Here is a 22228-nt window from a genome sequence, read left to right as displayed (position 1 = left end):
TGACCGACCCGCACGAGGGCACATGCTGGGTGCCAGGGAGGAACGACGCGGGACTGCTCCACGGGCGATGTCAGCGGATGAGGCGACGCTCGTGGGCGATGGCCGCCGCCTCGGTCCGCGAGGACGCGCCGAGCTTGGCGAGGATCCGGGACACGTGGACGCTCGCCGTCTTGGTCGAGATGAACAGCTGCGCACCGACCTGGCCGTTGCTCAGCCCGCGGGCGACGAGCTCGAGGACCTCCTGCTCGCGCGGGGTCAGGGCATCGGGTGAGTCCGGCGTGGTGGCGGCCGGTGCCGAGAGCTCGTCGAGCTCACGCAGCAGGGGCGCCGCCCCGAGCCGGGTCGCGACCTCACGGGCCAGTCCGGCCTCGTCACGGGCGGCGGCGGTGTCGCCGGCAGCCCTGAGCGCCGCGGCCAGCCGGGCGCGCGAGCGTGCCGTCTCGTAGGGGTGGCCGTAGCGCTCGAACGCCTCGACCGACTCGCGCCAGGCGGCGACCATCGCCTCCGGGTGCGGCGGGGACCCCTGGCCGGCCCGCCACTGCAGCCGCAGCAGCTCGGCTCGCAGCCGCCGGTCCCAGGCCCACGTCTCGGTGTTGGTCTCCTCGATGACCTCGCTCGTCGGCTCGCGTACGCCTCGCTGCGGCTCGGCGACGATGGCGTCGACCTTGGCCGTCATCGACTCGAGGTCGGCGTCGGCGCGGCGGAGCAGGGTCGCGTCGAGGTGGGGGGCGTTGCCGGCGGCCTGCCCGGCCACGAGGGCGGCGAGACGGACGACGGCGTGGAAGCGCCCCCACGTGCGCTCGAGCTCGCCGACGGCGTCCTCGGCGATGTCGAGGGCGCGGGCGAGGTCGCCGGCGTTGCCGTAGTGCTCCACTGCGGGCATGACGAGCTGCACGATCCCGAAGCCGTCGACGTGCCACCAGTCGCGCACCGCCGCGATCTCGTGGTCGTTCAGGGTCTCGCCGCGTCCGACCCGCACCGCCATGAGGGCGGCGTCGAAGAACGACCGGCCCGGCTGGGGCAGCAGCGGGTCGCTGACGTCGAGCCGTCGGGCTGCGCCGTCCCAGTCACCGATCTCGTATGCCGTGAGCCCACCGAGGAGACGCGAGTCGAGTCCGAACGGGGCCCAGTCGATGTGCAGCTCGGCGGCGAGGGCGGCACCCTTGTCGTAGGCCTCGAGGGCCTGCCGGAGGCGGCCCCGCCGGTGGTGCATCGTCGCGGCCTGGTGGTGGATGCGGACGCGCAGCGGGTCAGGGCGGTCGCCGAGGTCGGCGAGCAGGGCGTCGATGTGGCGCTCGAGGGCGTCGAGGTCGTCGTGGACCTCGATGACGCGCGACATCACCGTGCGGATCTCGGTCAGCGCCCCGGGCAGGTCCAGGCGCGCGGCGAGGGCGCTCGCCTCCTCGCCGAGGGCGGCGGCCTCGGTGTACTGGCGGGTGTCGACGAGCTGCTGCATGTGGGCCGTGACGACGAAGAGCCGGTCCGCGCTGTCCCCGGCCGGGACGATCGCCATCGCCTCGGTGGTCATGTCGAGCGCGGTCTCTGCGAAGACGAGGTCGACGAGCCGGCACCGGTTGGCGCAGGTCGCGAGCAGGCGGGCGCGGGTCACGGGGGACTGGGCCGGCCCCGGGTGCTCGATGCGGTCGCGCAGCAGCTGCACCGAGCGGACGATGTCGCCTGCGGTGAGGGCGGCATCGGAGGCCTCGAGGCTCACCTCGTCACGCTCCTCGCTCTCCTCGGGCAGCCACCCGAGGGCGTCCTCGAGGTGCTGCAGCGCGTTGGCGGGGCCGCCGACGGCGAGGTCTGAGCGAGCCGCCTCACGGGCCGCGCGCACTGCCGTCGCCAGGTCTCCCGAGGCGGCCGCGTGCCGGGCCAGCTCGGACGGTGGACCGAGCGTCGGATCGGCAGCCAGCGCACCGGCATACGCGCGGTGCAGCCTGATCCGCTGTCCCGGGAGGAGGTCGCTCGTCGTCGTCTCGGCGAGGAGGGCGTGGCGGAAGGCGTAGGCGGGCGGCCAGCGGGTCTCGATGACGTGCCGCTCGACGGCCTCGGCGACTGCGGCCTCGAGCTCGGGCTCGGTGAGGTCGAGCAGCCGCACGAGGAGGTCGTGGCTGATCGTCCGCCCACCGATGGCCATGGTCCGCACGACCTCCTGGGTCGGCGCGGAGAGCTGGTCGACGCGGGCCCAGAGGACGCGGCTCAGGCCCCCCGAGATGGGCTGGCCGGACACGGTGCTGGCCGCGAGCTCCTCGGCGAAGAACGGGTTGCCCTCGGCGCGCCGGGTGATCTCGCGGGTGGTGCGGTCATCGGGTGCGAGCGAGCCCGCGGCCACGACGATGTCGCGAATGGCGCTGTCGCCCAGCGGTTGCAGGTCGACGTGCTCGACGCCGGCGATGCGTGCCCAGACGGCGAGCGTCTCGTGCAGCGGGTGGCGTCGGTGCAGGTCGTCGGAGCGGTAGGTCACGACGAGGGCGACCGGCGAGGCGAACCCCCGGGTCAGCAGCAGCGTCATGAGGTCGCGCGATGAGGGGTCGGCCCAGTGGGCGTCCTCGAGCACGACGAGCAGTGGCGAGCGCTCGCCGACGGCGGTCAGCAGGGCGTGGACGGCCTCGGCGACCTGGCCGGGGGAGGAGGTGGGGGCCGCGGCCTCCCGGCGTCCGGGCAGGAGCACGGCGAGGGCGGGGCGGGTGGCGACGACCTGCTCGACGGCCTCGGGCTCGAGCAGCTCGAGACGGCCGACGAGCTCGGTGAAGGGGAGGTAGGCGACGCCGCTGCCGGACTGGCCGACGCAGTGCCCCCACGCGACGCCCCAGCCGGCGGTCTCGGCGTCGGCGGACACGCGCGCCAGCAGGCTGGACTTGCCGATGCCGGCGTCACCGGACACGACGACGCCGACCCCGTGGGGCGCGTCGAGTCCGAGGATCTCGGCGAACCTGACGAGGTCGGCGTCGCGTCCGACAAGCTCGCGCACGGGGGGAGTCATGAGTCGAAGTATCGACGACTGCACCGACTCCCCGCTGGCGAGCAGCGCTGCGGTGGCCACCCGGCTCAGCGAGAGCGGCGGGCGGCGTCGACGCGAGCCCGCACCCGGCGGATCACGTGGAGCGAGGACCCGGGACGCTCCTGCGTCTCGGGGAACTGGCCGTAGCGGGCGTGCATCTCGGCCCGGACGGCTTCGGGGGTGAGGAACGAGGTGTTCATGGCTGGTCCTTCCGACCTGTGCTGTTGCTGACTCCTCAACAGTCGTCGGGTGAGGTAGCCGCCCACATCGGTCAGGTGCCGTATTTCGTGCGTGGCACCTACCTCAGTCGGGTCCCGTCTCCTACCTCAGGAGCCCGTATGCCGTGTGCTCAGAAGGGGATCGCCTCGGGGTCGGCTGTCGACGGGTCCGGGTGGTGGCGTCGGTGCGGCAGCTCGAGCACGAGGGTGTGGTGGCGTCCGGTGGTGGGGCCTCTCCAGGACAGCCGTGCCCGAGGCCGGACCAATCCGTCCGACCCCACGGTGGCGAACCCCCACATGCAGCAACTCGCCGGGCCGACCTCCGGTCCGGACCGACGAAGGAGCGCAACGATGCGAATGACCACGAAGGCAGCCCTGGCCCTCCCGGGTACGGCCCTCCTCATCCTGGCGGGTGCGACCGGCGCCAACGCCGCGGACTCCTGGAACATGAAGCTCACCGACACCATGGGCAACGACAGCGGGTCCAGCTCGACCGCCAAGCTCACGCTGGACGGTGACAACCTCAAGGTCTCGATCAAGGGCACGGGCTTCACCCCCAACTCCCCGCACGCGCAGCACTTCCACGGCTCCTTCAGCGGAGACAAGAAGTTCACCTGCCCCGACTCCTCGGCCGACAAGGACGGAGACGGCCAGGTCAACGTCGAGGAGGGTCTGCCGATGTACGGCGACGTCATCCTCTCGCTCACCACCTCCGGCGACACCAGCCCCAAGAGCGGTCTGGCCATCGAACGGATGCCCAAGGCCGACGCCAAGGGCAACCTGTCCTACGACCGCACGATCGCGCTGCCCGCCGGCGCGGGGGCCAAGCTCAAGAACCTCCACATCGTCCAGCACGGTCTCGACGCCAACGGCAACGACAAGTACGACCTCGACGCCCTCGGCGAGTCGACGTTCGCGAAGTCGCTCGGCGTCAACGGCATCCCGGAGGAGGCCACGAACCCGGCCACCTGCGGCACGGTCTCCAGCGCGTCCGCGGGCGAGATGCCCTCGGGTGGTGTCGACACCGGTGACGGCACGACCGACGGCGTCGAGGCCGGTGGAGCCTTCGGTCTCGCCGGTGCCGCGTTCGCCGCTGCCGGTGGTGCACTCCTCTACCGTCGTCGGCTCGCGGCGGCCAAGGTCTGATCGGTCCTTCCCATGACTGACGACAGCACGGGCCGCAGCCGGCGCCTCACGGTGTCGGCTGCGGCCGTCATGGCCTTCGGGCTGCTCGGGGTCGGCGCCACCGGCTACGCGCTGTCCCAGCAGTCCGGGCCGCCTCCCAAGATCGCCGCCGGCCAGGGTGGCCACGAGGGCCACGGCGGCATGGCGCCCTCGACGACCCCGTCCCCCTCGAGCACGACCTCCCCCTCCGGTGCTGCCGCGAGTCCCCACGCGGGACACGGCGCTGCGCCGGCGGGTGCGGCATACGAGACTCCGAAGGGCCCGGTCCTCGAACGGTCCCGTCCCACCCGGGTGACCCTGCCCGGCCTGGGCGTGAGCGCGCCGATCATCGACCTCGATCTCAAGGCCGACCGGCGGATGGAGGTCCCCGGCAACGGGACCGACGCCGGATGGTTCACGAGCAGTCCCACCCCCGGCGAGCTCGGGCCGGCCGTCATCGCGGCCCACGTCACCCACCGCAGCAAGCCCGCGGTCTTCTTCAAGCTGAGCGGCATGCGCAAGGGCGACAAGATCCAGGTGGCGCGCGAGGACGGCACGACCGCGACGTTCGGCGTGACGAGCGTGGGGCAGTACCCCAAGGCGAAGTTCCCCACCGAGGAGGTCTACGGGCCGGTCGACCGCGCGGCCCTGCGCCTCATCACCTGTGGTGGCGTCCTCGACGGCGAGACCGGCAGCCACGTCGACAACGTCGTCGTCTACGCCGACCTCATCGGGTAGTCCCACCAGCACGACGGCGACGTCACGACGACTCGAGGAGCCGCCGTGACGTCGTCACTCCGTGACGCTGCGTCGCAGCGCGAGGGTCAGAGCCCGAAGGTCACCACCGACCCGCCGGCGGGGCAGACCGCGCACGTCGTGACGTACGCCTTGCCCGAGCGGATCGCGAGTCCGTAGGGCGCCGGCAGGTTGCCGGCGACGACCGTCGGCGACATGGAGCCGCGAGGCACCTTGACCAGCGACCCCATCGGGAGACCCGGGGTGAGGAGACCGGTCGTGGCGATCTGCACGGCATACAGCTGGTTGCCCTTGAACGCGAGGTCGGTGACGTTGGTCAGGCCGGTCGCATAGACCGTCGGCGTCGAGGAGTGGCGAGCGATCCGCCAGATCGTCGAACCGCCGACGGGGAACGGGAAGCCGGTGAGCTGGCTGACGTAGATCGCCCCGTCAGGACCGATGGCGACCGAGGTCGGCACCGCCTGCATGGGCATCATCCCGCCACCGGGGGCGGCGACCATCGTGTCGGGGAAGACCGCCACCGTCGAGGTGGCTCCCCAGGCACGCACGCGGTTCACGGCGTTCGCTCCCGCGTCCGCCACGAGGAACCCGCCCTTGTATGCCGCGAGGCCCACGGGGTTGGAGTCGACCTCGCCCTTGTCGGGGTTGGCCGTCGTCTCGTAGTCCCCGAGGTCGGAGAGCGTGAGCATGCCGCGGCCGAACTTGCCGATCTGGATGGTGTCGAGCTTCTGTCCGCCGGCGGGCAGGCTCGCGCGGACGGCCGGGTCGGCGCCCAGACCCATGCTCAGCGCGAACTTCTTCGAACCCATGACGAGGATGTCGGCGGGACCGATGGCGCCGCCGCCCTCCTTGGAGGCCAGGGAGGGCAGGCCGGTGAGCACCCGGCTCTGCGTCCCCCGGTGGACCTTGGTCACCGAGCCGCTGAGGCCGAAGCAGGTCTCGCCCTCGGGCCCGGCCATGCACGGCCCGGCGCCGCCGGTGCCTGCCTCGGCGATGTAGAGGTCGCCGTCGGGTGAGAAGGAGAGCTGCCGTGGGTTGTTGAGGCCGGTCGCGATGACGGTGCTGTGGCTGCCGTGGTGGCTGCCGTGGGCCGAGGCCGGCGGTGCAAGGACGACGAGGGTGGGCAGGGTGAGGGCGGCGACAGCGGTCGCTGCCCGGCGCAGTCTCAGGGACATGGGAGCTCCATCGTGTGAGGGCGCGGGCGAGGGCCACGAGGCCGTGGGAGGACTACCTGCCTCCGTGCTGTGAGATGGGCCCGCACGGTCCCGCGACCCGGCGACCCATGCCTCGACACTGGCCCGGCCCCCATGCCGGGTCAACGGCCCAGACGTGTCAGATCTCGGGGGGTCACGACGTTTCAGGACGCGGGTCCCCGCCTGCGAGGATGCGTGCATGCCCGACTACGGTCTCGACCTCGAGTTCGGCGTCTTCCCGAGCCCGGAAGCGGCGCGCCACCACGAGGTGCTCGAGCTCGCCCAGCTCGCCGACGTCCTCGGCCTCGAGCACGTGAGCATCCAGGACCACCCCTACCAGGCCAAGCACCTCGACACGTGGACGCTGCTGTCGGCCATCGGGGCCCGCACCAGCCAGGTACGGCTCTCGACGAACGTCGCCAACCTGCCGCTGCGACCGCCCGTCGTGCTCGCCAAGGCGGCCGCGAGCCTCGACGTGCTCACCGGGGGCCGGGCGGAGCTCGGCCTCGGGGCCGGTGCGTTCTGGGACGCCATCGAGGCGGCCGGTGGCGGACGCAAGTCACCCAAGGAGTCGGTCGACGCCCTCGTCGAGGCGATCACCATCCTGCGTGGCTTCTGGGCGGGGGAGCCCGGACGGCTCCGGGGTGAGCACTACTCCGACCACGGGCTGCGGCCCGGCCCGCGACCGGCGCACGACATCCCCATCTGGCTCGGCGCCTACAAGCCTCGGATGGTTCGGCTCACCGGTCAGCTCGCCGACGGCTGGGTGCCGAGCATGGGCTACGCCGACCCGGCCGACCTGCCCGACCTCAACGCGCGGCTCGACGAGGCCGCCGTCGCCGCCGGCCGTGCGCCACAGGACATCCGGCGCATCTACAACGTCTTCGGGCAGTTCGGCACCGGCTCGGGGCTCCTGCGCGGCACCCCGACCGACTGGGCCGAGCAGCTCACCGACCTCGCCGTGGGTGCCGGGATGAGCACCTTCATCGTCGGGACCGACGACCCCGACTTCCTGCGGCGGTTCGCCGAGGAGGTCGTCCCGCTGGCCCGCGAGCTCGTCGCGGCCGAGCGCGAGGGTGGGGAGAGTGCGCCCGCACCCGTGGACGCGGCGCCTGAGGCGGGCGGTGCCTCGCAGTCGCAGCGGACCGCAACCGTTGCGGCACAGGCCGACTCGGGCTTCACCGCGCAGCAGCTCGCCATCCCCGCACACCTCGTCGAGGTCCACGACTACCTGCGGGCCGAGCTCGACCAGGTCCGCGACATCGTCCGGCAGGTCCGTGCGGGCCACACGAGCGTCGGCTCGGCCCGGTCGGTCATCAACACGATGACGATGCGCCAGAACAACTGGACCCTCGGCGCCTACTGCGAGTCCTACTGCCGGATCGTCACCGGCCACCACACTAACGAGGACCGTGGCATGTTCCCCCACCTGCTGCGCTCCGACCCGGACCTCGCGCCGGTCATCACCCGCCTGCACGACGACCACGAGGTCATCGCCGGCCTGCTCGACGCGCTCGACCGCGCGCTCGTGGCCCTCGTCGGTGACCCCGGCTACGGCAGCGACGGCTCACGCGCCCTCGACGCCCTCTCCGATGCCGTCGACGAGCTCACCGAGTCGCTGCTCACGCACCTGTCCTACGAGGAGGAGGCGCTCCATGACGCCCTCGCCACCCACGGCTTCGGCTGAGCCCGCCGACGTCCCCGGCATCCCGCTCGACGCGGTCGAGTTCTACCGAGCGCTCGAGACCTCGAACTCGCGCGAGTGGTGGGCCGCCCACAAGGAGCGGTATGCCGTGAGCGTCCGTGAGCCGATGGCTCACCTCGGCGACGTGCTCACCGAGGAGTTCGGCGAGCCCAGGCTCTTCCGGCCCCACCGGGACGTCCGCTTCAGCAAGGACAAGAGGCCGTACAAGGACCACCAGGGCCTCTTCGTCCCGACCTCGGCCCGCATGGGCTGGTACGTCCAGGTCGGCGCCGACGGCCTCCGCACCGCCGGCGGGTTCTATGCCTCCGAGTCCGACCAGGTCGCCCGCTACCGCGCCAGCGTCACCGACGACGTCGCGGGCGCGCGGCTGCTGGCCATCCTCGAGGCGTTGTCCGACAGCGGTTTCGAGATCGGCGGCGACGTGCTCGCGACGCGACCACGCGGCATACCGGCTGACCATCCGCGACTGGAGCTGCTGCGCCACCGGACCCTCACCGCGACACGGGACCACGGCATCCCCGACTGGCTGGAGTCCGACGACGTCGCCGAACGGGTCCGCGCCGACTGGGTGGCGATGCGACCCCTGGTCGAGTGGTGCGACCAGTACGTCGGAGCCACCGAGAAGCCCGGACGTCGCTGATGGTCCGGCGGGCGAGAGCGAGCGACGTCGACGAGATCGCGGGGTCGCTGCCCGAGACCGAGCTCGGGATCTCGTGGGGGGACCGGCCGACCTGGAAGGTGCGCGGCAAGGGGTTCCTTCTCTACCGGATGCCGCACAGGACGGCGGTCGACCCCGAGACCGGGGAGATGTGGGACGACCTGCTCGTCGTGACGATGCCCGACATGGGCGCCAAGCAGGCGATCGTCGAGGCCGACAACCCGTTCTTCGACATCCCGCACTTCCGCAACCACACGGGCGTCCTCGTCCGGCTCTCGCGCCTCGGCGAGATCGACCGCGACGAGCTCGAGGAGGTCATCGTGGAGGCGTGGGCGGCCCGGGCTCCGGCAAAGCTCGTCCGCGAGCACCTCGGTCCTGAGACACTGGCCCCATGAGCGGCGACGGCACCGAGGAGTCGCCCTGGGAGCTCACCACGGCCCCCGGGACGTCGGCCTACACGATGTGGCGCGACGAGGCCGGCGACCCGCCCGCGCTCGTCTGCCAGGTCGGGTCCACGACGCTGAGGTACCACCTCGGTGCCGTCGAGGACCTCCACGCCTGGCTCGTCGAGCAGGGAGACTGGGTCGACCTCGGCGCCGCCGACGAGAAGAAGGACGCCAAGGACGGCACCATCGAGGCGTGGGGTCGCGCGGACGACAACCCGGTCGGTGGCTGGTACGGCCTGCGCAAGGGCTACCGCGGGCGGTTCGGGATGTACCTCCCGCCGCTGCTCGAGGAGCTCGGGCTCGTCGAGCTCGAGCACCACCCCCGCAACAACCGCGCCCGCGCGCTCTGAGCCGGGACGGTCCGTCATGCAGATGCCGAAGCACACCGACGAGGCGAAGGCGCACTTCCGCACCCTCGTGCCCGACGCGCCCGACGTCGAGGTCAGGCCGATGTTCGGTTCGGTGGGAGCCTTCGTGGGTGGCAACATGTTCGCCGGCCTGTTCGCCGAGTCGCTCGGGGTCAAGCTCGACGAGGAGGGGCTCGTGGAGCTGCGTGCCCTGCCCGGCAGCGGTCCCTTCGGACCGGCGGAGCGCCCGATGAACGGCTGGCTGTCGCTGCCCGCCGACATGTCCGACGCCGACGCCGCCGACTGGTTCGAGCGGGCCCGCGCGCACATCGCGACCCTGCCGCCCAAGGTCCGCAAGGGGCGCACACCGAAGACGTAGCCGCTCAAGGCTCCCCGGAGACGCCAGAGGGCGGGGTGCGCGTGATGCGCAGCCCCGCCCCGTGGTCGTGCCGGACGCTCAGCCCATGTGCACGGGCTCCGGGCCGTCGGTGGCCAGCTCCTCGTGCTTGACGCCGAGGAAGATCCAGATGACCGCGGAGGCCGCGAGCATGAGGAGCGAGCCGACGAGGAAGGCCTGCGTCGAGCCCTCGGTGAAGACCTGGAGGCGGGCGACCGCCTCCATCGCCTGCACCTGCTCGGGTGAGGGCGTGGGCCCACCGGCCGCCGCGGCCGCCGCGCCGGCACTGGCCAGCTCCGCGCCACGGTCGGTGAAGGTCTGGGTCGCCACCGTCGCCAGCACGGCGAGACCGAGCGCGCCACCGACCTGCTGCGCCGTGTTGAGGACGCCGGAGCCGATGCCCGACTCCTCGGGGCGGAGGTGGTGCACGGCGGTCAGGGTGACCGGGACGAAGGTGAGCCCCATGCCGAAGGCCATCATGACGACGAACGGCAGGATGTCGGCGACGTAGGTGCCCGTCACGGCCTGGACCGGGAACGTCGTGTCGTAGGGCAGCGTCGAGAAGCCGTAGAGCGCGCCCGCCGCGATGAGCGTGCCCGTGCCGGAGATGAAGCGCGGGTTGACCCGGTTGAGCAGGTTCGACGCGAGCCCGGCGCCGACGACGATGCCGACGGTGAACGGCAGGAAGGCGACACCGGCCTTGAGCGGGCTGTAGCCCATGACGTTCTGGATGTACTGGCTGAGGAAGTAGAACATCGCGAACATCGCGGCCGGGGCGAAGAACATCGCCACGAAGCTCGCGGCCCGGGTCCGGCTGGTGAAGATCCGGAAGGGCAGCAGCGGGTGCGCGACCCGTCGCTCGATGAGCCCGAAGACGACGAGCATCGCGACGCCGGCGGCGAGGCTGGCGAGGGTCAGGCCGTCGGTCCACCCCTCGGTGCCGGCGCGGGAGAGGCCGTAGACGACACCGAGCAGGCCAAGGGTGCCGGTGAGGGCGCCCGGCAGGTCGAGCTCACCGGGGTGGGACTCGGACTCGTTGAGGAAGCGCGGGGCGAGGAACGCCGCGGCGAGCCCGATCGGGAAGTTGATGAGGAAGGTGAGGCGCCATCCGTCGATCGCGGTGCCGAGGATCTCGGGGGAGGTGCCGGTGAGCCAGCCCCCGAGGATGAGGCCGACGGCTGCGCCGGCACCCGACATCGCGGCATACACGGCGAAGGCACGGTTGCGCGCCGGCCCGGCCGGGAAGGTCGTCGTGATGAGCGCGAGGGCGGCCGGTGACGCGAGGGCGGCACCCAGACCCTGCAGGCCACGGGAGGCGAGGAGCAGCGGCTCGCTCGTCGCGAACCCGCCGAGCAGCGAGGCGACGCCGAACACGACGAGCCCGACCATGAAGACCCGGCGACGACCGTAGAGGTCACCGAGGCGGCCACCGAGGAGCAGCAGGCTGCCGAACGCCAGCGCGTAGCCGGTGACGACCCACGTGAGGTTGGCCTGGCTGATCTCGAGGTCGTGCTGGATGTAGGGCAGGGCGATGTTGGCGATGGTCCCGTCGAGGACGATCATGAGCTGGGCGATCGAGATGAGCACGAGTGCCCAGGTGAGGTTGAGCTCGCGTGGTGGCTTCGCGACGTCTGCCGCGGGTTCGTCGAGGGGTCGTACGTCGGTCATGCGTGGTCCTTGTCCTGGGGCTGGGCTGACGTGTGGGTGGCGTGACAGGCCGGGAGGACGACCTGGTCGATGAGCGCGGCGATGGTCGCCTTGCTGGGGGGTTCGCCGAGCAGGTGGGTGCGGTGCAGCACCATCCCGGCCAGGGCGGGGGCGATGAGGTCGAGGTCGACGTCGTCGCCGATCTCGCCGCGCTCGCGGGCCCGCTCGAAGACGGCACGGCCGGCTGCGACCTTGGGGCCGATGAAGTCGCGCCGGAACGCGGTGGCGAACTCGGGGTCGATGTTGACCGCGGTGATGACCGAGGCGAGCACGCTCATCGCGCGCTCATCGGTCACGCCACCGGCCCCGCAGTGCATCTGCAGCAGGTCCTCGCGCAGGCTGCCCGTGTCGGGCGCCGTCGTCGGGCCCTTCTGGGCGAGCACGGCGTCGATGACGAGTGCGGACTTGCTGCTCCACCGCCGGTAGAGCGTGGCCTTGGACGCCTTGGCCGCGGCAGCGACCGCGTCCATGGTCAACCTGTCGTAGCCCACCTCGGCGAGGACGTCGAGCGTCGCGTGCAGGATCTCCTGCTCGCGCTCGCCCTCGACGCGGGGGCGGGGATGGGTCTCGGGCGTCATGTGGTGGGTCGACCTCCGGCGGTGATGGAACGATGTCGTTCCAAACGATAGAACGAAACGGTTTCGTTTCGCAAGCGGGTTGTGGCGGTGGCGGTCTGGCGGGGGCGCCGCAGCGAAACCGCAGCGACTTCGCAGCGCGGCCGGGAAGCCTGAGTGGAGAGCACCGGCCGCTGGGACCGGTCCGACGAGAAGGTGGTGACCACCGCGGCGACGACGTCCTGACGCCTGGCCCTCACGGGTCAGGGCCGACACCCCCCACAGGGGGAGGCCTCCCCGGCTCCTCCTGATGACAGCCATGCCCTCCATGGATAGCCTCGCGGTGTGGTCACACCACCGGCACAGGACATCCAGGAGCGCGGCCCCGACACGGGCTCGCGGCCCGAGCTGGGTGCGTGCGTGCTCGGGATGGTGCGCCTCGTCCGGGGCACGCAGGACGTCCCGCTCACCCCGTCGGAGCGCGCGCTCGTCGCCGGTCTGGCCGTCGCGGAGCACCGGGTGGTCACGGTCGACGCCCTCGCCGAGTGGATCTGGGGCGGCCGGTCGCACGCCTCGCCCCGCAACCGGGTGCAGGCGGTCGTGTCCGGTCTGCGCCGCAAGGTGGTCCCGGCACCGCTCATCGTCACCCACGAGGCCGGCTACCGCCTCGACGACGCCGTCTGGACCGACCTCGGTCACCGCGCCTCCCTCACGCGGCGCGCGCTCAGCCTCGACCCGGCCAGTGCCGAGAAGCACGCCCTGCTCCACGAGGCCGAGTCGCTCAACCTCGGTGCCGCCCTCGGCGGGGTCACCGACAGCCCCGACGTCGAGGCGCGTCGTCGCAGGATCGACGAGGAGAGCCTCGAGGTCACCCTCCAGCGGATCGAGGCCGACCTCGAGACCGGTCACCTCGACGGGGTGGCCAGCGCACTGGCTCACCTCAGCGAGAGCCACCCGTTCCACGAGCAGGTGCACGCGCTCCTCATGCGCGCCCTCGTCCGGGTCGGCCGCCAGGCCGAGGCGCTGAGCGTCTACCGCGACGTCCACACCCGGCTCGACGAGGACCTCGGCGTGCGACCCGGCCCGATCCTCGCGGCCGCCCACCACGAGGTCCTCACCTTCGACAAGCCGGTCGCCTCCACGCCCACGAGGTCGTCCCCCCCCTCGACCTCGCCCGCCGGACCGACCGACGACGCCGCGCGCGTCACCGACCCGGCCGCGCCCACGACCTCCTCACCGGACCCTGCCCCGGCGACCTCGTCCGCGCCGGTGGCCCTGCGACAGATCCCCGCCCCCCGCACCGCTCCTCGTAGCGTGGCCCACCTCGTCGGGCGCGAGTCCGAGCTCGAACGCCTCGTCGCCGCCGCCACGCGACCGACCGGCACCGCCCCCGTCGTCGCCGTCACCGGGCTCGGCGGCATGGGCAAGACGACCCTCGCGGTCGAGGCCGCCCACCGGCTGCGCGACGACTTCCCCGACGGCACCCTCTATCTCCACCTCGACAGCGAGACCGGCCGGGCCGGGGTGTCGAGCGTCCTCGCCCACTTCCTCCAGCTGCTCGGTGTGCCGGCCGACGTCCTGCCGACGAGCCACGACGCCCGGGTGGCGATGTACCGCTCGATCCTCGACACCAAGCGCCTCCTCGTCGTCCTCGACGACATCGGCCCGGGGGTCGACGTCCGCGACCTCCTGCCCACGCGCGCACCGTCGGCGGCGATCCTCACGAGCCGGCTGCCGCTCACCGAGTGCGAGCCCACCCTCCGAATCGTCGTCACCGCACTGGGTGACCGCGAGAGCGCCCAGCTGCTCGGCGGTCTCGTCGGCGACGACCGGGTCGAGGGTGAGGCCGACGGTCTGCGCCAGCTCGCGCAGGCGTGCCTGGGCCTGCCGCTCCTGCTGCGCATCACGGCTCAGCGGGTCGCCTCCCGTCCCGACCTCACGCTGCGCCGGGCGGCGTCGTCGCTGAGCAGCGAGATCCGTGGGCAGTCCGACGGCGAGCAGTCGGACCGGGCGATCTATGCCGGTCTCGGCCTGGCCGAGGCGCCCCTGAGCGACGCCGCGCGCGAGGTGCTCGGGCGCTTCGCCGGGCTGCCGTTCCGCGCCGCGAGCCGCTGGCTGCTCGCGTCCCTCGTCCACGGCACGGGTGAGGGCAGCCCCCGCGACGGTGACGCTGCCGTCGACGAGCTCCACGCGGCATACCTGCTCGAGACGGAGTCCCGCGAGGGCCTCTCGACGCAGTTCGTCCTGCACGACCTCGTCCGCCTGTATGCCGTGCAGTCCGAGACGCCGGCCGACGTCACCGACGACGTCGGTCGCGTCGCGAGGACGCTGCTGCGCACGGCGCTCCCGCAGGCGCAGGGCTACCCCGTGCAGTTCCTCCCGCTCCCGCCCTGCCCCGACGGCAGGCGCCTGCCGCGCTCGAGCGGTCGGGTCGACCCCGAGGAGGCGCTCGCGTTCCTCCGCACCGAGCAGGACACCTTCCTGCTGTGCGCACGGGCGGTGGCCGCCACCGACGCCGCGACGGCCTGGCGCCTCATGGTCGTCCTCGGCCAGCACGCCCAGAACGGCCTCGAGCTCGAGCGCTGGTTCGCCGTCGTCGAGACGGTCCGCGAGCACCTCGACGCCGACCTCGTCGACGACCGGCGGGGCCTGGCCCACCTCGACCTCGTCGAGGCCCACCTGCGTCACGAGTCGGCCCACTCACGGCTCGCGGCCACCCTCGCGACCCACGCCCGGCGCACGATGCTCCTCGACGGTGACGTCGACGGGGCGGTCGTCGCCGCGGTGGTGCTCGGTCGGGCGCACCGCGCCAACGGCGAGCGGGCCGCCGCCGAGGAGGCGCTCGAGTGGGCGACCCGGAGCAGCGGCGAGGACCTCGACGGCGTCGTCCGCGCCTACGTCGCCCTCGCCTGGGGCAGCCTGCTCGACGACTACGACGTCCTCGAGGCCGGGCGCGAGCACCTCTTCGAGGCGACGCGGCTCTTCGGTGAGGTGGAGGACTGGTCGGGGTCGGCCACCGCGCTCTTCGCGCTCGCCCGCATCCACCGTCGGCTCGGCGAGTACGCCGCCGGCCTCCCGCTCTGCGACGCGGCGATGGACCTCTTCACCCGGCTCGGCGACGTCAACGGCCTCACCGCGGTCATCGACACCCGGGCCGACATCCTCGTGCAGATGGGCGAGCCGATGCAGGCGCTGCCGGGCGCCGTCCAGGCCGTCGAGCAGGCGGCGATCCGTCACGACGACTTCATGCTGCACCGCGCGCAGCGCACCCTCGGCCGGGCCCACGCCGCCCTCGGCCGGCTCGTCGAGAGCGAGGCGGTGCTGCGCGACAGCATCGCCGGGTTCGAGAGGCTCGACCGACCGTTGAGCCGGGCGGCCAGCCTGCGAGACCTCGGGCGGGTGCTCCAGCTCCAGGGCCGGCTCGGTGAGGCCATCGAGGTGCTCGAGTCCGAGCGCGACTGCCTCCTGCGATCCGGGCTCACCGACAACGCCGAGCTCGACGGCATCCTCGCCCGTCTCGACGCGAAGGTGAGGGCGCAGGGCGGGTACGCCCCACGGGACGTGCACGATGGCCGCGGGGGATCCGGCGTCGCCTGACGCCCACGGGCGCCGAACCGCAGCCGATCCGCAGCGGGTTCGCAGCACGCGTTGGAAGCCTCCGGCCAGAGGCCGATGCGGCCCCACCCCCAGGGAGAGGACAACCCCCATGAGCACCCTTCGACGTGGCGCGGCCGTGGCCGTCGCCACTGTGGCCGCCGCGGTGTCCGTCGGCCTGGCCGGCGGCCCTGCCGCCGGCGCACCCGCTGGTGCGCCCGCCGGTGCGCCTGCCGGTGCAGCCGCCGGGGTCACGGCGCTGCCGGTCGTCGACCACGAGCGTCTCCTGCTCGCCGCCCAGCTCGACCCGAGCAAGCCCGACCGCGGGCTGACCTCGGGCGCGGAGGCGTCGGTGAAGACGGTCAAGGCGGCGCTGCGGGCCAAGGGGCTGCTCGCGTCGAGCGACACCGACGGCCACTTCGGCCGCGCCACCATGGACGCCTGGCGCGCCTGGGAGAACAGTGTGCACACGACGGCGAACCCGTGGTCGACCAACGGGCTGCCGAGCCTGTTCGAGCTCGGCAAGCTCGCCCCCAACAGGTTCACCCTCTCGAACGAGGTCGACCAGGGCTCGTGGGTCACCGAGGACGGTGAGGCCGTCAACGAACGGACGAGGGCGATGTTCCGCAGGGCCGAGGCGCTGAGCAGCAACATGACGATCACCCAGGGGCGCGGCGGAGCGGACGCGTCCGTGGGCACCCACATGGGTGGCGGGGTCATCGACATCCGGGTCAATGACGCACCGTCGCAGACGAGCGCGCGGCTGGCGGCGCTGCGCAAGGTCGGGTTCGCGGCCTGGTTCCGCAACTGGAGCGGCAACGAGCACATCCACGCGATCGCCGTCGGCGACCCGTGGGTGGCCTACGGCTCGCACCGCAGCCTCTGCCAGATCTACCAGTTCCGCTTCGGAGGTGAGGGCGGCTCGTGCAGCGACTCGACCGCCGGCGCCGACCGCCCGCTCGTGTGGTGGGAGCAGTACCAGCGCTCCCTCTGACGCGTCCGCCTCACTCGCGCGAGGTGTGTCCCATGAAGTGCTTGCCGTCCTTGGTGGGGCCGTCGCTGTCCCACGCGTAGGTGTAGCGGCGGATCTCGTCGCCCTCGACGTTGCCCTCGACGCTCGTGACGACCTTGGTCGTGGTGTTGACGGCGGTGACGACGCCGACGTGGCCCGTGGCCGTGCCGTTGTCGACCCCAGCGGTGCCCGCGCCGTTCTGCCAGACGAGGACGTCGCCGGGCTTGGGCAGCAGGCTCACCGAGAATCGGTGGTAGGGCGTCCTGGACTCCGTGCGCCACGCCTGGGAGCGCATGTAGTAGGTGGGGATCCGCGGGTATGCCGTGGGTGCCGGGGTGTTGGCGCCCGTCCAGGTCCGCGCGACGAAGTAGCCGCACCAGTCGAGCCCGTTGTAGCCGTTGAGGACGTTGCTGTTGGTGTTGCTGCCGCCCCACGACAGGAGGTTGCGGTTGCTGCTGGGCTGGGTGCTCGTGCGCACCGTGCCCGCAGCGTCCTTGAACTTCAGGTCGGCGGCGAGCAGGGAGTTCGCCCGGTCGACCGTGTCCTGCCGCAGCGTCGACAGGGCCGAGGCGGCGCCCTGGACGGTGGTGCTCGCGGTGCCGTCGGCGGCGTTCTGCTGCGCCTGCGCGGTGGGGACCGCGGCGACGAGCCCGGCGGTCGTGGCCGCGGCGGCGAGTGCGGCGATGGTGCGTGCCTTCATGTCAGCCCTCCCTGTCGTGGGTGCGGGCGCGGTGCCCACGACAGGCACGGTGCTCGTCGGCGCTGCGAAACCGCTGCGATTCCGCTCCGGGAGGCGCTGGTCAGTGGCGTGGCTCGCGGATCGAGGTCCGCACCGAGAACAGCTCGGGGAAGAAGGTGAGGTCCAGGGCCCGCTGGAGGAAGCCGACCCCGCTCGAGCCGCCGGTCCCGGTCTTCATCCCGATGACCCGCTGGACGGTCTTGAGGTGGCGGAAGCGCCACAGCTGGAAGTTGTCCTCGAGGTCGACGAGCTCCTCGCACGCCTCGTAGAGGTCCCAGTGCTGCTCGGCGTCCTCGTAGATCTCGGTGAGCACGGCGACGAGCTCGTCGTTCGGGACGTGGGCGACGCTCACGTCGCGCTCGAGGATCGACTGCGGCACGGCATACCCGCGTCGGGAGAGGTAGCGCAGGAACTCGTCGTAGATGCTCGGCGCCTCGAGCAGCTCCTCGAGGATCGCGTGGGCGGCGGGGTCGGCCTCGTGGACCTTGAGCATGCCGCGGTGCTTGTTGCCGAGCATGAACTCCACGGCGCGGTACTGCCACGACTGGAAGCCCGAGGCGTGGCCGAGGTAGCCGCGGAACTGGCTGTACTCCGTCGGGGTGAGCGTCGCCAGGACGGACCACTGGTCGGTGAGGGTGCGCTGGATGTGCTTGACGCGGGCGATCCGCTTGAGCGCGATCCGCATCTCGTCCTGTGCGAGCAGCGCTGCGGCAGAACGCAGCTCGTGCAGGACGAGCTTGAGCCAGAGCTCCGACGTCTGGTGCTGGATGATGAAGAGCAGCTCGTCGTGGTGCTCGGGGTCGCTCACCGGGTGCTGGGCGCTGAGCAGCTCGTCGAGCGAGAGGTAGGAGCCGTAGCTCATCTCGCGGCTGAAGTCGGTGTGGATGCCCGACTCGATCGGCCGGGTGTTGCCCGCGGAGGTCTCGCTCATGCCGCTCACCCTAGAGCCCGCGGCAGGGTCCTCAGATGCGGCGGAAGAGGGCGGCGAGGGCCTGGCCGCCGCCGATGCACATCGTCACGACGCCGGTCTCGAGGTCGCGCCGGTGGAGGTCCTTGGCGACGCGCAGCGAGAGGATCGCGCCCGTGGCGCCGACGGGGTGGCCCAGGGCGATCGCCCCGCCGTAGGGGTTGACCCGCTCGGGGTCGAGCTTGGCGTCGCGCACGACGGCGACGGCCTGCGCCGCGAACGCCTCGTTGACCTCGTAGGTGTCGACGTCGTCGGGTGCCAGCCCGGTCTGCTCGAAGAGCTTCTCGAGGGCGATGACCGGGGCGTAGCCCATGAGCTCGGGCTCCATCGCACCCGTCGTCACGGCCTCGAGCGTCACGAGACCGCTGAGACCGCGCTCCGCCGCGACCGACTCACGGGCGAGCACCACGGCGGCGGCGCCGTCGTTGATGCCGGAGGCGTTGCCGGCGGTGACCGTGCCGTCCTTGGCGAAGACGGCACGCAGCCCGGCGAGGGCCTCGAGCGTCGTGCCCGGCTTGGGGTGCTCGTCCTCGGTGGCGGTGAACGGCTTGCGACCGCCGACCTCGACCGCGGTGATCTCCTCGGCGAACGCGGCCCGGCCGGCCTCGCTCGTGGCCCGCTGCTGGCTGCGCAGGGCGAACTCGTCCTGCTCCTCACGGCTCACGCCGTACTTCGCGGCGACGTTCTCGGCGGTGACCCCCATGTGGATGCCGTGGAACGGATCGGTGAGCATCATGACCGTGCCGTCGACGAGCTCACGGTTGCCGAGGCGGTAGCCCGCGCGGGCACCGAAGTCGTAGAACGGCATACGGCTCATCGACTCGTCGCCGCCCGCGAGCGCGAGGTCGACGCCTCCCCAGCGCATCTGCATCGCTGCCGACCAGATCGCCTGGAGTCCCGATCCGCAGAGCCGGTTGACCGTGTATGCCGGTGCCGACCTCGGGAGCCCGGCCGCCAGGGCCACGCGTCGCGCGTTGTAGGCGTCGGGACCGACCTGGCCGATGCAGCCCATGACGACCTCGTCGATGTCCTCGGCGGCCACACCCGCGCGGACCAGGGCCTCGCGCGCGGCCGTCGCTCCCAGCTCGTGGGCGGGGACGTCCTTGAACATCCCGCCGAAGCTGCCGACGGGGGTGCGGGCGCCGTCGACGAGGACGATCTTCTCTGCGGTGGAGTCGGTCATGGGGCCATCGTAGGAAGGCGTCCCGGTGGGGGACAGGGCTGTGGGGTGTGACGTGGGCGGGACCTAGGGTTGCCCGGTGACCCGCACCGCCAGCCCCGACCGTCCGCTCGCCGCCCTGTGGCAGCGGCACCGCCGCTACCGGGGCCGCCTCGTCGCCGCCGTGGCGATGTCGACGGTCAACAAGGTCGCCGACGTCGTGCCCGAGCTGCTCATCGGTGCCGCCGTCGACGTCGTCGTGCGGGGTCAGGACTCCTTCGTCGGCGCGGTGCTCGGCGTCGAGTCGCGCTACTCCCAGCTGGCGTGGCTGGCGGTCATCAACGTCGTCGTCTGGGTCATCGAGTCGGTCTCGCAGTACGTCGCCGACGTCCTCTGGCGAGGTCTGGCCCAGGGCGTCGAGCACGACCTGCGGGTCGAGGCGTACGACCACGCCCAGCACCTCGACATGTCGTGGCACGAGGGCCGGGCCAGCGGCACGACCCTGGCCACGCTCAACGACGACGTCAACCAGCTCGAGAGGTTCCTCGACGTCGGGGCCGCGGCCATCCTCCAGACGGCGCTCAACGTCGTGCTCGTCGGTGCCGTCTTCGCGGCGTCGAGTGTCCAGCTCTTCGTCCTCGCGTTCCTGCCCATCCCGGTGGTCATCGCCGGCTCGCTCGTCTTCCAGCGGCGACTCGAGCCGCTCTATGCCAGGGTGCGTGAGACGGTCGCGGACCTCTCGGGTGCCCTCAGCGCCAACCTCGCCGGCATCTCGACGATCAAGGCGTTCACCGCCGAGGCGCGCGAGCGGGACCGGATCGCGGCGCTGTCCACGGCATACCGGCAGGCCAACGTCGACGCGATCCGCTCGAGCGCGGCGTTCGTCCCGCTCGTCCGGATGGCGATCCTCGCCGGGTTCACCTGCACCCTCCTCTTCGGCGGGTGGGCGACGCTGCGCGGTGACCTCGAGGTCGGGCTGTACTCGGTCCTCGTCTTCATGACGCAGCGGCTGCTCTGGCCGCTCACCGAGGTGGCGACCGTGCTCGACCTCTACCAACGCGGTCGCGCCTCCGCCGGCCGGATCCTGCGCCTGCTCGACGAGCCGGTCACCGTCCCTGCAGGGACCGACGCCCTGCGGCGACCCGTGCGCGGTGTGGTCGAGCTGCGTGGGGTGCGCGCGGGCTACGGCGAGGGGCCGACGGTCCTGCACGGGCTCGACATGGTCATCCCCGCCGGCGAGACCCACGCGATCGTCGGCTCGACCGGCTCGGGCAAGTCCACCCTGTTGCGCCTCGTGCTCCGCTTCGACGACCCGCGCGAGGGCGCGGTGCTCCTCGATGGGCGCGACGTGCGCGAGCTCGACTGGGACTCGCTGCGCGGCTCGATGGGCTACGTCGCCCAGGACGTCTACATCTTCTCGGGCTCGATCGCCGACAACATCGCCTACGGGCGCCCGGAGGCGAGCCGCGCGGAGGTCCGCGAGGCGGCGGTCGCCGCTGCGGCCGTCGACTTCATCGAGGCCCTGCCCGACGGGTTCGACTCCCTGCTGGGCGAGCGCGGCGTCAACCTCTCCGGCGGGCAGCGGCAGCGCATCGCCCTCGCCCGGGCCCTGCTGCGTGACCCCGCCGTGCTCGTGCTCGACGAGGCGACGAGCGCGGTCGACAACGAGACCGAGGCGGCCATCCAGGCGTCGCTGCGCCGGGCCACGGTCGACCGCACGGCGATCGTCGTCGCCCACCGGCTCTCGACCGTCCGGCACGCGCACCGCATCTGGGTCCTCGACGCCGGCCGGGTGGCCGAGGCCGGGACGCACGACGAGCTCCTGGGCGCGGGTGGCACCTATGCCGCGCTGTGGAAGGTGCAGACCGGCGAGCTGTGAGCGGATGTGCTGGACTTCGGGCATGGAGTCCACCGCAGTCGTCCTCGTCGCCCACGGCACCCGCGACGCCCGGGGAGCAGAGACCGTGCGGCGCCTGGCCGGCCGGGTCGCCGAGGCGCTGCCGAGCCGCGAGGTGGCGCTGGCCTACGTCGACGTCCAGTCGCCCCTCGTCGGTGAGGTGCTCGACGACGTCATGACCCGGCACGCGTCGGTGGCCGTCGTCCCGATGCTGCTGAGCCGCGGGTTCCACGTCGACGTCGACATCGCCGACGCGGTCGCCGCCCACCCGGGATCGCACGCCGTGGCCCAGCTCGGCCCGGACCCTCTGCTCGCCGCCCTGCTCGTCGAGCGCCTCCGGTCGGCCGGGATCCCGGAGCAGGCCCACGTCGTCCTCGCGGCCGCCGGCTCGAGCCGGGCCGAGGCGGCCGAGGACGTCGAGGTCGCCGCCGAGCAGCTCGACCAGGAGTGGGCCGGGCCCGTGAGCGTCGCCTACGCCACCGGGACCGAGCCGTCGGTGCCGGATGCGGTCGCCGCGGCCCGCGCGGACGGCGCCACGTCGGTGGCTGTGGCGTCCTACCTGCTCGCCGAGGGCTTCTTCCACGACCGCCTGTCCGACGCGGGCGCCGACGTCGTCACGGCACCGCTCGCGGCGAGCCCCGCGGGCGAGGACGCCGTCCTCGCGGTCGTGCTCACCCGCCTCTCCGCCGGCTGACACCTCAGGTCCTCGTCGGG

At 72.5% G+C, this 22228-nt stretch carries 19 protein-coding genes; 11 read left to right on the top strand and 8 right to left on the bottom strand.

The window, feature by feature from the left end; all coding sequences use genetic code 11:
* Nucleotides 1-70: 70 nt before the first annotated feature.
* Both KLO01_RS05470 and KLO01_RS17075 read right to left on the bottom strand, forming a co-directional pair.
* A complete protein-coding gene (locus KLO01_RS05470) occupies nucleotides 71-2983 on the bottom strand; it encodes a helix-turn-helix transcriptional regulator (protein ID WP_147062838.1) in 2913 nt (970 codons plus the stop codon).
* A 65-nt stretch (nucleotides 2984-3048) separates the two neighbouring features.
* Nucleotides 3049-3201: a hypothetical protein gene (locus KLO01_RS17075; RefSeq protein ID WP_186827918.1), complete on the bottom strand. Its 153-nt coding sequence runs from the start codon at nucleotides 3199-3201 to the stop codon at nucleotides 3049-3051.
* Nucleotides 3202-3570: 369 nt separating this feature from the next.
* On the opposite strand from KLO01_RS17075, the gene KLO01_RS05465 reads away from it, so the two are divergent.
* Together KLO01_RS05465 and KLO01_RS05460 are read left to right on the top strand one after the other, a co-directional pair.
* Nucleotides 3571-4365, top strand: coding sequence for a GVDTG sorting domain-containing protein (locus tag KLO01_RS05465; RefSeq protein ID WP_186827917.1), 795 nt, complete (start codon nucleotides 3571-3573; stop codon nucleotides 4363-4365).
* Nucleotides 4366-4377: 12 nt separating this feature from the next.
* A complete protein-coding gene (locus KLO01_RS05460; protein WP_147062836.1) occupies nucleotides 4378-5121 on the top strand; it encodes a class F sortase in 744 nt (247 codons plus the stop codon).
* Nucleotides 5122-5207: 86 nt separating this feature from the next.
* Here KLO01_RS05460 and KLO01_RS05455 read toward each other — a convergent pair whose 3' ends face one another.
* Nucleotides 5208-6314: a ScyD/ScyE family protein gene (locus KLO01_RS05455; RefSeq protein ID WP_186827916.1), complete on the bottom strand. Its 1107-nt coding sequence runs from the start codon at nucleotides 6312-6314 to the stop codon at nucleotides 5208-5210.
* Nucleotides 6315-6531: 217 nt separating this feature from the next.
* Between KLO01_RS05455 and KLO01_RS05450 the strand changes: the two genes are divergently transcribed.
* The 5 genes from KLO01_RS05450 to KLO01_RS05430 are packed head-to-tail and all read left to right on the top strand — an operon-like array spanning nucleotide 6532 to nucleotide 9867.
* Nucleotides 6532-8019 (top strand): LLM class flavin-dependent oxidoreductase, encoded by a 1488-nt coding sequence (locus KLO01_RS05450; protein ID WP_147062832.1) that lies wholly within the window; start codon nucleotides 6532-6534, stop codon nucleotides 8017-8019.
* The gene (locus KLO01_RS05445) at nucleotides 7988-8677 is read left to right on the top strand and encodes a DUF2461 domain-containing protein (RefSeq protein ID WP_147062830.1); all 690 of its coding nucleotides are present in this window, start codon (nucleotides 7988-7990) and stop codon (nucleotides 8675-8677) included. Before KLO01_RS05450 ends, KLO01_RS05445 begins: the two co-directional genes overlap by 32 nt.
* A complete protein-coding gene (locus tag KLO01_RS05440) occupies nucleotides 8677-9090 on the top strand; it encodes an MmcQ/YjbR family DNA-binding protein (RefSeq protein ID WP_147062828.1) in 414 nt (137 codons plus the stop codon). The genes KLO01_RS05445 and KLO01_RS05440 overlap by 1 nt, the downstream gene beginning before the upstream one ends.
* Nucleotides 9087-9491 carry a DUF6855 family protein gene (locus KLO01_RS05435; protein ID WP_147062827.1) on the top strand — a complete coding sequence of 135 codons (405 nt, stop codon included), beginning with the start codon at nucleotides 9087-9089 and terminating at the stop codon, nucleotides 9489-9491. The genes KLO01_RS05440 and KLO01_RS05435 overlap by 4 nt, the downstream gene beginning before the upstream one ends.
* A gap of 16 nt (nucleotides 9492-9507) precedes the next feature.
* A complete protein-coding gene (locus tag KLO01_RS05430; RefSeq protein WP_147062825.1) occupies nucleotides 9508-9867 on the top strand; it encodes a TfoX/Sxy family protein in 360 nt (119 codons plus the stop codon).
* A 78-nt stretch (nucleotides 9868-9945) separates the two neighbouring features.
* On the opposite strand, the gene KLO01_RS05425 is transcribed toward KLO01_RS05430, so the two are convergent.
* Both KLO01_RS05425 and KLO01_RS05420 read right to left on the bottom strand, forming a co-directional pair.
* Complete coding sequence (locus KLO01_RS05425) at nucleotides 9946-11553, bottom strand: MFS transporter (RefSeq protein WP_147062823.1); 1608 nt, start codon at nucleotides 11551-11553, stop codon at nucleotides 9946-9948.
* The gene (locus KLO01_RS05420) at nucleotides 11550-12170 is read right to left on the bottom strand and encodes a TetR/AcrR family transcriptional regulator (RefSeq protein WP_147062821.1); all 621 of its coding nucleotides are present in this window, start codon (nucleotides 12168-12170) and stop codon (nucleotides 11550-11552) included. The genes KLO01_RS05425 and KLO01_RS05420 overlap by 4 nt, the downstream gene beginning before the upstream one ends.
* Before the next feature lie 321 nt (nucleotides 12171-12491).
* Between KLO01_RS05420 and KLO01_RS05415 the strand changes: the two genes are divergently transcribed.
* Complete coding sequence (locus tag KLO01_RS05415) at nucleotides 12492-15743, top strand: AfsR/SARP family transcriptional regulator (protein ID WP_147062819.1); 3252 nt, start codon at nucleotides 12492-12494, stop codon at nucleotides 15741-15743.
* 109 nt (nucleotides 15744-15852) lie between these two features.
* On the top strand, nucleotides 15853-16734 hold the full coding sequence (locus KLO01_RS05410; RefSeq protein ID WP_147062817.1) for a peptidoglycan-binding protein: 882 nt from the start codon (nucleotides 15853-15855) through the stop codon (nucleotides 16732-16734).
* Between the two features lie 10 nt (nucleotides 16735-16744).
* Here the strand turns inward: KLO01_RS05410 and KLO01_RS05405 are convergent, their stop codons facing one another.
* The 3 genes from KLO01_RS05405 to KLO01_RS05395 form a co-directional block, all read right to left on the bottom strand.
* Complete coding sequence (locus KLO01_RS05405; protein ID WP_147062815.1) at nucleotides 16745-17452, bottom strand: CHAP domain-containing protein; 708 nt, start codon at nucleotides 17450-17452, stop codon at nucleotides 16745-16747.
* A gap of 100 nt (nucleotides 17453-17552) precedes the next feature.
* Nucleotides 17553-18422: a tryptophan 2,3-dioxygenase gene (kynA, locus tag KLO01_RS05400; RefSeq protein WP_147062813.1), complete on the bottom strand. Its 870-nt coding sequence runs from the start codon at nucleotides 18420-18422 to the stop codon at nucleotides 17553-17555.
* Between the two features lie 31 nt (nucleotides 18423-18453).
* Nucleotides 18454-19641, bottom strand: a complete 1188-nt coding sequence (locus KLO01_RS05395) for a thiolase family protein (protein ID WP_147062811.1) — start codon at nucleotides 19639-19641, stop codon at nucleotides 18454-18456.
* A 76-nt stretch (nucleotides 19642-19717) separates the two neighbouring features.
* On the opposite strand from KLO01_RS05395, the gene KLO01_RS05390 reads away from it, so the two are divergent.
* Together KLO01_RS05390 and KLO01_RS05385 are read left to right on the top strand one after the other, a co-directional pair.
* A complete protein-coding gene (locus KLO01_RS05390) occupies nucleotides 19718-21496 on the top strand; it encodes an ABC transporter ATP-binding protein (protein ID WP_246136062.1) in 1779 nt (592 codons plus the stop codon).
* A gap of 22 nt (nucleotides 21497-21518) precedes the next feature.
* Nucleotides 21519-22208, top strand: a complete 690-nt coding sequence (locus tag KLO01_RS05385) for a sirohydrochlorin chelatase (RefSeq protein WP_186827915.1) — start codon at nucleotides 21519-21521, stop codon at nucleotides 22206-22208.
* The last annotated feature ends 20 nt before the right edge of the window (nucleotides 22209-22228 follow it).

The organism is Knoellia locipacati (genome assembly GCF_007992835.1).
GTDB lineage: Bacteria > Actinomycetota > Actinomycetes > Actinomycetales > Dermatophilaceae > Knoellia > Knoellia locipacati.
The sequence above is the reverse complement of the archived record's forward strand: the minus strand, read 5'-3'. Positions and strand labels throughout refer to the sequence as shown.

Coding starts and splice junctions, on each gene's coding strand:
- KLO01_RS05430 (WP_147062825.1), top strand. CDS start 9,508: ATGCAGATGCCGAAGCACACCGACGAGGCGAAGGCGCACTTCCGCACC.
- KLO01_RS05470 (WP_147062838.1), bottom strand. CDS start 2,983: ATGACTCCCCCCGTGCGCGAGCTTGTCGGACGCGACGCCGACCTCGTC.
- KLO01_RS05445 (WP_147062830.1), top strand. CDS start 7,988: ATGACGCCCTCGCCACCCACGGCTTCGGCTGAGCCCGCCGACGTCCCC.
- KLO01_RS05435 (WP_147062827.1), top strand. CDS start 9,087: ATGAGCGGCGACGGCACCGAGGAGTCGCCCTGGGAGCTCACCACGGCC.
- KLO01_RS05410 (WP_147062817.1), top strand. CDS start 15,853: ATGAGCACCCTTCGACGTGGCGCGGCCGTGGCCGTCGCCACTGTGGCC.
- KLO01_RS17075 (WP_186827918.1), bottom strand. CDS start 3,201: ATGAACACCTCGTTCCTCACCCCCGAAGCCGTCCGGGCCGAGATGCAC.
- KLO01_RS05405 (WP_147062815.1), bottom strand. CDS start 17,452: ATGAAGGCACGCACCATCGCCGCACTCGCCGCCGCGGCCACGACCGCC.
- KLO01_RS05440 (WP_147062828.1), top strand. CDS start 8,677: ATGGTCCGGCGGGCGAGAGCGAGCGACGTCGACGAGATCGCGGGGTCG.
- KLO01_RS05455 (WP_186827916.1), bottom strand. CDS start 6,314: ATGTCCCTGAGACTGCGCCGGGCAGCGACCGCTGTCGCCGCCCTCACC.
- KLO01_RS05425 (WP_147062823.1), bottom strand. CDS start 11,553: ATGACCGACGTACGACCCCTCGACGAACCCGCGGCAGACGTCGCGAAG.
- KLO01_RS05420 (WP_147062821.1), bottom strand. CDS start 12,170: ATGACGCCCGAGACCCATCCCCGCCCCCGCGTCGAGGGCGAGCGCGAG.
- kynA (WP_147062813.1), bottom strand. CDS start 18,422: ATGAGCGAGACCTCCGCGGGCAACACCCGGCCGATCGAGTCGGGCATC.
- KLO01_RS05385 (WP_186827915.1), top strand. CDS start 21,519: ATGGAGTCCACCGCAGTCGTCCTCGTCGCCCACGGCACCCGCGACGCC.
- KLO01_RS05395 (WP_147062811.1), bottom strand. CDS start 19,641: ATGACCGACTCCACCGCAGAGAAGATCGTCCTCGTCGACGGCGCCCGC.
- KLO01_RS05460 (WP_147062836.1), top strand. CDS start 4,378: ATGACTGACGACAGCACGGGCCGCAGCCGGCGCCTCACGGTGTCGGCT.
- KLO01_RS05465 (WP_186827917.1), top strand. CDS start 3,571: ATGCGAATGACCACGAAGGCAGCCCTGGCCCTCCCGGGTACGGCCCTC.
- KLO01_RS05450 (WP_147062832.1), top strand. CDS start 6,532: ATGCCCGACTACGGTCTCGACCTCGAGTTCGGCGTCTTCCCGAGCCCG.